The sequence below is a fragment of the Bacillus sp. GMs2/2 genome, from assembly GCF_050172095.1.
In the GTDB taxonomy this organism is placed as follows: domain Bacteria; phylum Bacillota; class Bacilli; order Bacillales; family Bacillaceae_G; genus Bacillus_A; species Bacillus_A cereus.
In genome coordinates this window covers 1-2,761 of the sequence record NZ_JBNLYE010000457.1, presented here as the reverse complement: position 1 = coordinate 2,761, position 2,761 = coordinate 1, and the positions used below count along the sequence as shown (strand labels likewise).

Below are 2,761 nucleotides of genomic sequence, written 5' to 3'. Positions count from 1 at the left end.
ATAGATGTGAAAGTAATGTGAAAAGTATTGTAATAAAAAGCACTGTTTTAGCTAATGTAGCTAAAACAGTGCTTTTCTCTTTGATTGAACAGTTGCAGCATTTTCATCATGTATACCTGCATCTTTTATAATTCGTTGTTTTGCTTTATTTAATAGATGGTTTACTGCTTCGCCAAAATAGTTAGCTTCGCTTTTTGTGCGGGCTTCTCGTAAACATTTATAGTTTTCTAGCAGTTCCTCTTTTTCGGAGTTTGTTAAGAAATCTTCTATTTTCTTTTTTGTCATACGAAACACCCTTTCTCCTGACAAACGACGCAATAGAAAATATTTATTTCTCATTATAACAATAATTTTAAAAGAAAGTATACACTAACGTCGCAATAATTTGTCAATTTCTTGAATCTTCTCATCAGCTTTCCCAATTTGCGTATTTTTAGCCTGTTCGCCACCAAGAGCTTGATGTAGTAAAAAAGTTTGACCGGAAATAGCAGTTACAATGGATACTTTTATAATTTCTTTTATTGCGGTGACATCGAATAAAACGAGCCCAAGAAGTGCGGCTAGGCTACCAGTAAAAATATCAGTTAAAAATCCAAAATGAAAAAATGTTTTCAAACGGCGTGGAAGCAATAACTTACCTTGGTTATTGATTAGATGGGAAACGAAGCCGGTAATGCCACCAACGAGAACAGCGGTTAGCCATTGATACATTTCCATCGAATCCACTCCTTTTAGTGAATAAGATTCGATTATTTTATATTGATTCCTTTTAATATTTCATATAAGCATATTGAGAAAGTTTGTTTGGGTATATTTTGTATTCAAATTAATTATAACAGAAAATTTAGATAGATTTCAGTCTATTATATGAATCATTTTTACAATAATATGAATGCAGAAAGGGGTGCGTGATATGAATATAGATTATCGAATAAGAAGTGTAGATGGTTATACAAAAAAATAGGGGAATTAGTAAGCCTGCTTGAGCATACGAGAGCTGTAACATTAGGCGAAGTAAAAAATTTATCAGTTGAGCAATTAGATTTAATTATGCAAAGCAGCGGAAATTCAATTGGCGCCTTATTAAAGCATATAGCAGCTATTGAAAAAGTTCATCAGCTTATTTCATTTCAAGATCATGACTTTACAAAAGAAGAATTAGAAATATGGGAAGATGCACTGTATTTAGGGGAAGCGGGTAGAGCAATCCGTGGTCATGAAATACAATATTATGTACAACTTCTACAAAGTGTTCGAGAAGAATCTCTGAAGTATTTAAGTGAACAAGGTGATGAGTGGCTCATGTTAGAAAGAAAGTGGCCTAACTATGGTTTCGTGTGCTAGAAGATGAAATTAGTCATCGAGGACAAATTAGAATGCTCAAAAACAAGTTATTTGAAAATTACGTAAAATAATGTAGCTTTTTATAGGAGAATTCCATATAATGAGAATAATTAAAATAAGAACGGGGTGATGTATTATGGCGAAAATAACTTATATGAATAATCAACCAAATACAAAGGTGGATGGAAAGGGCGATATTATATAAGGTAATTCGCAATCCTTCCACTTAGTACAAACTAGGGAGGATATTTATTTGAATCAAAATATTTTAGAATCTTTTGGCTGGGATTCATTTTTTGAAGAACAAGTTACAGAGAAAAATTATGAAGTAGGTCGTATTTTACTTGAGCATAAGCATATATATCGCATTATTTGTAATGATGGTGAATATATGGCAGAACTGTCTGGGAAGTTTCGGCATGAAGCGATTACGAAAGGCGATTATCCAGCAGTTGGTGATTGGGTGTATATAAAGAAAATAGAAGATGAAAAGAAAGCGATTATTCATCGTATTTTCCAGCGAAGAAGCTCTTTCTCAAGACAAGAGGCTGGAACAAGAACAGAAGAACAGATTATAGCAGCAAATGTAGATTATTTATTTTTAGTGAATGCACTTAATCATGATTTTAATGTTAGAAGGATGGAACGTTATTTATTATTAGCGTATGAAAGCGGCGCTATGCCAGTTATTGTTTTAACAAAGAGTAGTATATGTAATGATGTGGAAGAGAAAATTGTAGAAACGGAAGCTATAGCAATTGGTGTTCCTATTTTCGTTGTTGATAGTTTAGAGCATACAGGTATAGATTCGTTGAAACAATTCGTTTCTTCAGGGAAAACAATTGCTTTAGTTGGATCATCAGGGGTAGGAAAGTCAACTTTGTTAAATGCTCTAATAGGAATTGATGTAGCAAAAACGGGAGATATACGTGAAGAGGATAGTAGGGGGAGGCATACGACAACGCATCGAGAATTATTCCAATTGCCTAGTGGCGCTCTCGTGATTGATACGCCTGGCATGAGGGAATTGCAACTTTGGGAAGGCAGCGAAGCGATTCAAACAGCATTCTCTGATATTGAAGAACTTGCGACAACATGTCGTTTCCGTGATTGTAAGCATGAGAATGAACCAGGATGCGCGGTGTATAGTGCAATTGAAAACGGACTTATTACGATAGATCGTTTGAAAAGCTATAAAAAATTACAAAGAGAACTGGCGTATTTTATGAGGAAACAAGATGCAATCCTTGCCAGAGCAGAGCGTGATAAATGGAAGAAAATTTCTAAACAACATAAAAAAATGTAAAAACCAAAGGGGCCCCTTTGGTTTTTTCTATTTGTAAATTTTATAATAATATTATTCATATATATAGACAAAGGGAAATTAATTGTTTAAACTTTACAAAGTATTCACCAT

3 protein-coding genes and 1 pseudogene are annotated in these 2,761 nt (G+C 33.8%); 2 read left to right on the top strand and 2 right to left on the bottom strand.

Annotated features, from left to right (window positions below; all coding sequences use genetic code 11):
* Positions 1 to 60: 60 nt before the first annotated feature.
* Together ACQGS6_RS25965 and ACQGS6_RS25960 are read right to left on the bottom strand one after the other, a co-directional pair.
* A complete protein-coding gene (locus tag ACQGS6_RS25965; RefSeq protein WP_000162602.1) occupies positions 61 to 285 on the bottom strand; it encodes a hypothetical protein in 225 nt (74 codons plus the stop codon).
* Between the two features lie 84 nt (positions 286 to 369).
* The gene (locus ACQGS6_RS25960) at positions 370 to 717 is read right to left on the bottom strand and encodes a DUF4257 domain-containing protein (RefSeq protein ID WP_000426317.1); all 348 of its coding nucleotides are present in this window, start codon (positions 715 to 717) and stop codon (positions 370 to 372) included.
* Between the two features lie 196 nt (positions 718 to 913).
* Here ACQGS6_RS25960 and ACQGS6_RS25955 point away from each other — a divergent pair.
* Together ACQGS6_RS25955 and rsgA are read left to right on the top strand one after the other, a co-directional pair.
* Positions 914 to 1,415, top strand: a pseudogene (locus tag ACQGS6_RS25955) (DinB family protein).
* A 182-nt stretch (positions 1,416 to 1,597) separates the two neighbouring features.
* Positions 1,598 to 2,650: a ribosome small subunit-dependent GTPase A gene (rsgA, locus tag ACQGS6_RS25950; protein ID WP_001073075.1), complete on the top strand. Its 1,053-nt coding sequence runs from the start codon at positions 1,598 to 1,600 to the stop codon at positions 2,648 to 2,650.
* The last annotated feature ends 111 nt before the right edge of the window (positions 2,651 to 2,761 follow it).

Excerpts from the sequence above, each read along its gene's own strand:
- ACQGS6_RS25965 (WP_000162602.1), bottom strand. The coding sequence starts at position 285 with ATGACAAAAAAGAAAATAGAAGATTTCTTAACAAACTCCGAAAAAGAG.
- ACQGS6_RS25960 (WP_000426317.1), bottom strand. The coding sequence starts at position 717 with ATGGAAATGTATCAATGGCTAACCGCTGTTCTCGTTGGTGGCATTACC.